This is a genomic window from Streptomyces cahuitamycinicus (genome assembly GCF_002891435.1).
Classification (GTDB): domain Bacteria; phylum Actinomycetota; class Actinomycetes; order Streptomycetales; family Streptomycetaceae; genus Streptomyces; species Streptomyces cahuitamycinicus.
In genome coordinates this window covers 1-5,613 of sequence record NZ_POUC01000480.1, presented here as the reverse complement: position 1 = coordinate 5,613, position 5,613 = coordinate 1, and the positions used below count along the sequence as shown (strand labels likewise).

The window sequence follows — 5,613 nt, the reverse complement described above, 5'->3', positions numbered from 1 at the left end:
GAGCAGGACCTGCCCCTACCACCCGCCCGCCGCCTACGACGCGCTGCGCACCGAACGGCCCCTGACCCGCATCACCCTCTTCGACGGCCGCGAGGCCTGGCTGGTCAGCGGGCACGCCACCGCCCGCGCCCTACTGGCCGACCCGCGCCTGTCGTCCAACCGCGACCGGCCCGGCTTCCCGGCCCCCAGCAGGCGCTTCGCCGGAATCCGCAACCGCAGAACGGCCCTGCTGGGCGTCGACGACCCCGAGCACCGAGCCCAGCGGCGGATGGTCGTCGGGGATTTCACGCTCAAGCGCGCCGTCGGACTCCGGCCACGCATCCAGCAGATCGTGGACGAGCGGCTCGACGCGATGATCGCCGAGGGCCCCGTCGCGGACCTGGTGAGCGCCTTCGCGCTGCCCGTGCCGTCCATGGTGATCTGCGCCCTGCTCGGCGTCCCGTACACCGACCACGACTTCTTCGAGGCCCAGTCGCGACGGCTGCTGCGCGGCCCGGAGACCGCCGACGTACTCGATGCGCGCGACCGGCTGGAGACGTACTTCGGCGAGCTGATCGACCGCAAACAGCAGGATCCCGGCACCGGCCTGCTGGACGACCTGGTCCAACGGCGGCTGCGCGAGGGCGACCTCGACCGCGAGGGCCTGATCGCCATGGCTCTCATCCTGCTGGTCGCGGGTCACGAGACGACCGCCAACATGATCTCGCTCGGCACCTTCACCCTGCTCCAGCACCCCGAGCGGCTCGCCGAGCTGCGCGCGGACCAGCGACTGCTGCCGGCCGCGGTCGAGGAGCTGATGCGGATGCTGTCGATCGCGGACGGCATGCTGCGTCTCGCCGTCGAGGACATCGAGGTGGGCGGGACGACGATCCGCCAGGGCGAGGGGGTGGTCTTCGCGACCTCCGTCATCAACCGCGACGAGACGGTCTACCCCGAGCCGGACACGCTCGACTGGAGCCGCCCGGCCCGTCACCACGTCGCGTTCGGCTTCGGCATCCACCAGTGCCTCGGCCAGAACCTCGCCCGCGCCGAGCTGGAGATCGCCCTGCACAGCCTCTTCGCCCGGCTGCCCACCCTGCGCCTGGCCGCTCCGGCCGAGGAGATCCCCTTCAAGCCGGGCGACACGATCCAGGGGATGCTGGAACTCCCCGTGACCTGGTAAGAGGCACCATGCGCATCGGCATCGACAAGGACGTCTGCATCGGCGCGGGCCAGTGCGCCCTGACCGCCCCGGACGTGTTCACCCAGGACGACGACGGCTACAGCACCCTGCTGCCCGGCGCGGAGGGCGGCGGCAGCCCGCTGCTGCGGGAGGCGACCCGTGCCTGCCCGGTCGGCGCCATCACCGTGTCCGGGACGGTGGGCTGACCTCGGTCTCACCCGGCGTCCGGGAGCTGCCGGCCCGCCTAGCGCGCCTCGGCCGCGGGCTCGGCGCTCCCGGTCACCCCAGCCGTGACCACGGCACCCTCGGCCGGCAGGAAGAGAGCTGCCCGGCCGGCGCGTCGGGCAGCCACGCCGCCACCAGCGCGCCGAAGTACTCCCGGAACGCCCGCGACGAGCACGGCCTGATGACCCACCGCGAGGCGGGCATCAACGATCTGCCGATCGAGGAGAGGGAGCGCCGCATCCACGGTCACGGCCGGAGGCCGAACGCGGAGCCGCTTTCCCCCTCCGGTGAGCCCGGAGCAGTCGCTAGGGTTTCCGGGATGACCGAACAGGCCGCCCGCCCGCCCTTCCTCTACGTCGTCGTCTGCGCCGCGGGTATCGCCGCCGACGTCGGCCAACTGATCGCCGCCGCACAGGAACGGGGCTGGGATGTGGGCGTCATCGCGACGCCCGTCGCCATGAACGGCTTCTTCGACACCGCCGCCGTCGAGGCCAGGACCGGCCGCCCGATCCGGTCCGCCTGGCGAACCCCCAAGGAACCGCGCCCCTTTCCGGCGCCCGATGCGGTGGTGGTCGCCCCCGCGACCTTCAACACCGTCAACAAGTGGGCGGCCGGCATAGCCGACACTCTCGCCCTGGGCACCCTCTGCGAGGTCGCGGGGCTCGGCGTGCCGATCGCCGTCCTGCCCTGCGTGGCCGACGCCCTGGCCGCCCACCCCGCCTACCGGGACAGCCTCGAACGGCTGCGCGGGATGGGCGTCCGGTTCGGCGATCCGTACGCCGGAGAGCCGGACGAGGCAGGCGGGCGGCGCGAGTTCGCGTGGGACAGGGCCCTGGACCTGGTCGAGCGCGGCTGACGGCTCGGTACCGACCACGGCGACCTCTGACGCATCCACCGCTTCGAGCCGCACACCCGGTCGAGGAGACGATGGAGGCCCTGCACGACGTCGTCAAGGCGGGAAAGGTCCGCTGCATCGGGGCGAGTTCGATGTAAGCCTGGCAGTTCTCCAAGATGCAGTACACCGCGCGGCAGCCGGTACCGGGAGGGCGACCGCACCGTCGTCGAGGCGGTCACCCGTATCGCCGGGAAGCGGGGCGCCCCCGCGCGCAGGTCGCCCTCGCCCGGCTCCTCCACCAGCCCACGGTGACCGCCCCGATCGTCGGCGCCTCCAGGCCCGGTCATCAATCTCGCGCGGTTCAGTGGGGACCCTGCGGCGCGAACTCCGTGCCGCAGGGCCCCGCCCCCTCGCTCTCCGCCAGCTCCACCCTGGCCCCGCTCATCGTCAGCGTCCGGTAGTAGCGCCCGATCCGCTCCGCCGACCGCCCCACGTAGTGTCCGATGAACGACCGCCGGAACCGCTCCGAGGCCCGGTTCGGCTGCGACCCGTGCACCAGGCTCCCGTTGAAGAACAGGACGTCCCCCGGCGCCATGTCCACCGGCACCGGAGCCGCTCCCGAGGGCGGCGGAACGTACTCCCGGGCGAAGGACACGTCCGAGTCGGCGAGCTCCGGGCAGAACAGGTCCATGCGATGTGTGCCCGGCACGACCTCCAGCCCGCCGTTCTCCCGGTCGATCACGTCGCAGGCCACCCACGCCGCCACACACGTGCCGGGCTCCACCCGCAGATAGAAGTTGTCCTGGTGCAGCGCCTGCCCCCGGGCCCCCGGCGGTTTGAAGTAGAACATGCTCTGCGCGGCCAGCACCTCCTCGCCGAGGAGAGCCTCCAGCACCGTCCGCAGCCGGGCGTCCAGCATGACCTCACGCGCGAGGCCGTTGATCTCGTGCGGGTGCATCACCCGGGGCCAGACGTGCAGTGGATCGGCGCCCGGCACGTCCGCCGCGCGCGGCTCGAAGTGGCCCGGAACCGGACCGGCCGCCCGCAGCGCCGCGAACTCGCCGCACAGCCGCTCGATCTCGTCGGCCCCGAAGAGCCCACGCACCACCGTGAAACCGTCCTCCTCGAAGCCCTCCCGGTATCGCCGCAGCCCGGCGGGGTCCAGGATGGAAGCCCCGGCGGCGCTGTTGCCCGTGACTGTCATGACGCACTCCTCGGTCAGGTGTCCTCGGTACGGAACGCTAGGCTCCCGAGCCGCCAAGGAGGATGCCCGTGCGTGCTGACGGATTGCCCGCCGCTGCTGGGCGCGGGAACACCGGCGGCTCCGGGGACACCGGGGACCCGGCCCCGCCGCCCGGGCTGGTGGTGCTCGGCCACTTCCACCAGAGCCCCGGCTACGCGGTCAGCCGACCGAACGGCTCGGCGAGCTGGCTCTTCACCTGGACCACCGGAGGCCGGGGACGGCTGTGGCAGGGCGGCGCGCGGGCCTGCGCCGGTGCGGGCCGGCTGGTCGTGCTCGCCCCGGGCGTCCCGCACGGCTACGCCGTCGAGTCCGGCGCCCGGCACTGGCGGTTCTGGTGGACGCACTGCCAGGCCCGCCCGTCCTGGACCGCGTGGCTGCGGCCCTACGACGCCGGGGACGGGATGTACGTCGTCACCTCCGCCCCGGCCGGGGTGCACGGCCGTGTCGAGAGGGCGTTCCGGCGGATGCACGCCGACGCCCGCTGGACCGGCACCGAGGCGCCGCCCGGCGCGTCACCTCCGGACGGGCAGGTCGCCGTGGCGCACGGCAGTGCGGCCCGTGAACTGGCCCTGTGCGCACTGGAGGAGATCCTCCTCCTCACCACCGCCGGTGCCCGGCCGACGGAGCCCCGGCCCGGCCTCGACGCACGGATCCGCCGCGCCCAGGAGCTGATCGACGCCGACCCGGGCGCCCCGCACACCGTCCGGTCGCTCGCCGGGAGCGTCGCGCTCTCGCCGTCCCGCTTCGCCCATCTGTTCAGCCGACAGGTCGGGCAGTCGCCCATGCGTGCCCTGCGCGAGGCGCGGCTGCGCCACGCCGCCCGGTTGCTGGAGAGCACCGACCTGCCGGTGGAACGCGTCGCCGCGGCCTCGGGCTTCGCCAGCCCTTTCCACTTCAACCGCACCTTTCGCGAGCGCTACGGAACGCCCCCCGGGGCCTACCGCACGAGGCGGGGCGAGCCGCCCGCCTGAGCACCGCTATTGGTTCCCGGACAGGCCGCGAAAGGCACGCGCCCGGAAGGCGGCCGGCGGTGTGAGCTGCTGTGCGGGGCGGTGCCTCAATGGTTTCGACGGTGGCCTCCGGGGTGGCCGAAATGCGCGCCGCCAATGGGGGCAGACACCACGGAAATACCTTTCACCCCGCTGCTTGACATCTTGTCAAAAAGCGCTGGTGGCGCCCGCAATGCACGAAACCGCGTGATCTCTTGTTCCCTGCCGCTGACCTGTGCAAAGGTGTGCCCTGTCGGCGTGCCAACATCACGCCCTTCTTCCGTATGCGCGAGGCCGACGAGCCGGCATACCCCTTGGTATGGACTTTACCCCGCATGTCCTTGAGAGGAATGCAGTCTTGAAAGACGCAGGCCCGTCGAATTCCCCGGCCCCGGCCCGCAGGTTCGGCGCGACGGACGAGCAACTGAGCGCGGAGCTCAGGAAGTGGACCGGGGCGACACCCGCGCTCCACCCCGTCGGCGAACTGCTGGACCGGCACTGGGAGGCGGCCTTCGGCTACGCCCGGCTCTGCACCGACGGACCGCGCTCCGCGGGAATGCTCACCACCGCGGCTTTCACTCGGCTCTTCGGCGAAACCCTCCGCCAGAACGGCCCGACCTCCGCATGGCGGTCCCACCTGCTCGTCACCGTGCGGCGTATCGCGGTCGAATGGGCCGGTGATCACAGACTCGACATGCTCCACCCGGAGCTGCTCACCGGCGTCGGCGAAGGCGAGCGCCCCGCGTCGCGGCTGCTGCCCTCGCAGCGGCGGCGCCTGCTGTCCGGGGCCTTCCAGCGGCTGCCCCAGTCGGGTCGCTGCCTGCTGTGGCACGTCGACGTCGAGGCCGAACCCCTCACCTCCCCGGCCGGGTTGCTCGGCCTGGACGAGGAGGGCGCACGCGTCGAACTGGGCCGGGCCCGGGACCGGCTGCGCGAGGAATGCCTCCAACTGCACCGTGAACTCGCCCCTGACGAGGAGTGCCGGCGCTATCTGCGCCTGCTCGACGTGACGTACCGTCGCGGAGGTCTCGCCCTCGACCCGGATCTACGCGCACATATCGAGGGCTGCGGGCACTGCAGCGCCGCCGCCGACCAGCTGGACCAGTTCAACCACGGCCTGGGCGTCGCCCTCTCGGAGGCGGTGCTGGGCTGGGGCTGT

The 5,613-nt window shown here is 72.6% G+C and carries 6 protein-coding genes and 1 pseudogene; 6 read left to right on the top strand and 1 reads right to left on the bottom strand.

Going from position 1 to position 5,613, the window contains the following annotated elements; all coding sequences use genetic code 11:
* From C1J00_RS37215 to C1J00_RS37195, 4 genes and pseudogenes are all read left to right on the top strand, one after another.
* Positions 1-1,162: cytochrome P450 (locus tag C1J00_RS37215; RefSeq protein ID WP_102913332.1), on the top strand; the 1,162-nt coding region annotated here is incomplete at its 5' end.
* A gap of 8 nt (positions 1,163-1,170) precedes the next feature.
* Complete coding sequence (locus C1J00_RS37210) at positions 1,171-1,368, top strand: ferredoxin (protein WP_102913331.1); 198 nt, start codon at positions 1,171-1,173, stop codon at positions 1,366-1,368.
* A gap of 338 nt (positions 1,369-1,706) precedes the next feature.
* Positions 1,707-2,243 (top strand): flavoprotein, encoded by a 537-nt coding sequence (locus tag C1J00_RS37200; protein WP_102913330.1) that lies wholly within the window; start codon positions 1,707-1,709, stop codon positions 2,241-2,243.
* Positions 2,244-2,584, top strand: a pseudogene (locus tag C1J00_RS37195) (aldo/keto reductase); the annotation flags it as partial.
* On the opposite strand, the gene C1J00_RS37190 reads toward C1J00_RS37195, so the two are convergent.
* On the bottom strand, positions 2,584-3,426 hold the full coding sequence (locus C1J00_RS37190; protein WP_102913329.1) for a phytanoyl-CoA dioxygenase family protein: 843 nt from the start codon (positions 3,424-3,426) through the stop codon (positions 2,584-2,586). The pseudogene C1J00_RS37195 and the gene C1J00_RS37190 overlap by 1 nt on opposite strands.
* Positions 3,427-3,488: 62 nt before the next feature.
* Here C1J00_RS37190 and C1J00_RS37185 point away from each other — a divergent pair, with 62 nt between their 5' ends.
* Positions 3,489-4,436 carry a helix-turn-helix domain-containing protein gene (locus tag C1J00_RS37185; RefSeq protein WP_102913328.1) on the top strand — a complete coding sequence of 316 codons (948 nt, stop codon included), beginning with the start codon at positions 3,489-3,491 and terminating at the stop codon, positions 4,434-4,436.
* A gap of 376 nt (positions 4,437-4,812) precedes the next feature.
* The coding region (locus C1J00_RS37180; protein ID WP_146046329.1) for an RNA polymerase sigma factor at positions 4,813-5,613 on the top strand (801 nt) is incomplete at its 3' end.

Coding starts and splice junctions, on each gene's coding strand:
- C1J00_RS37210 (WP_102913331.1), top strand. CDS start 1,171: ATGCGCATCGGCATCGACAAGGACGTCTGCATCGGCGCGGGCCAGTGC.
- C1J00_RS37200 (WP_102913330.1), top strand. CDS start 1,707: ATGACCGAACAGGCCGCCCGCCCGCCCTTCCTCTACGTCGTCGTCTGC.
- C1J00_RS37190 (WP_102913329.1), bottom strand. CDS start 3,426: ATGACAGTCACGGGCAACAGCGCCGCCGGGGCTTCCATCCTGGACCCC.
- C1J00_RS37185 (WP_102913328.1), top strand. CDS start 3,489: ATGCCCGTGCGTGCTGACGGATTGCCCGCCGCTGCTGGGCGCGGGAAC.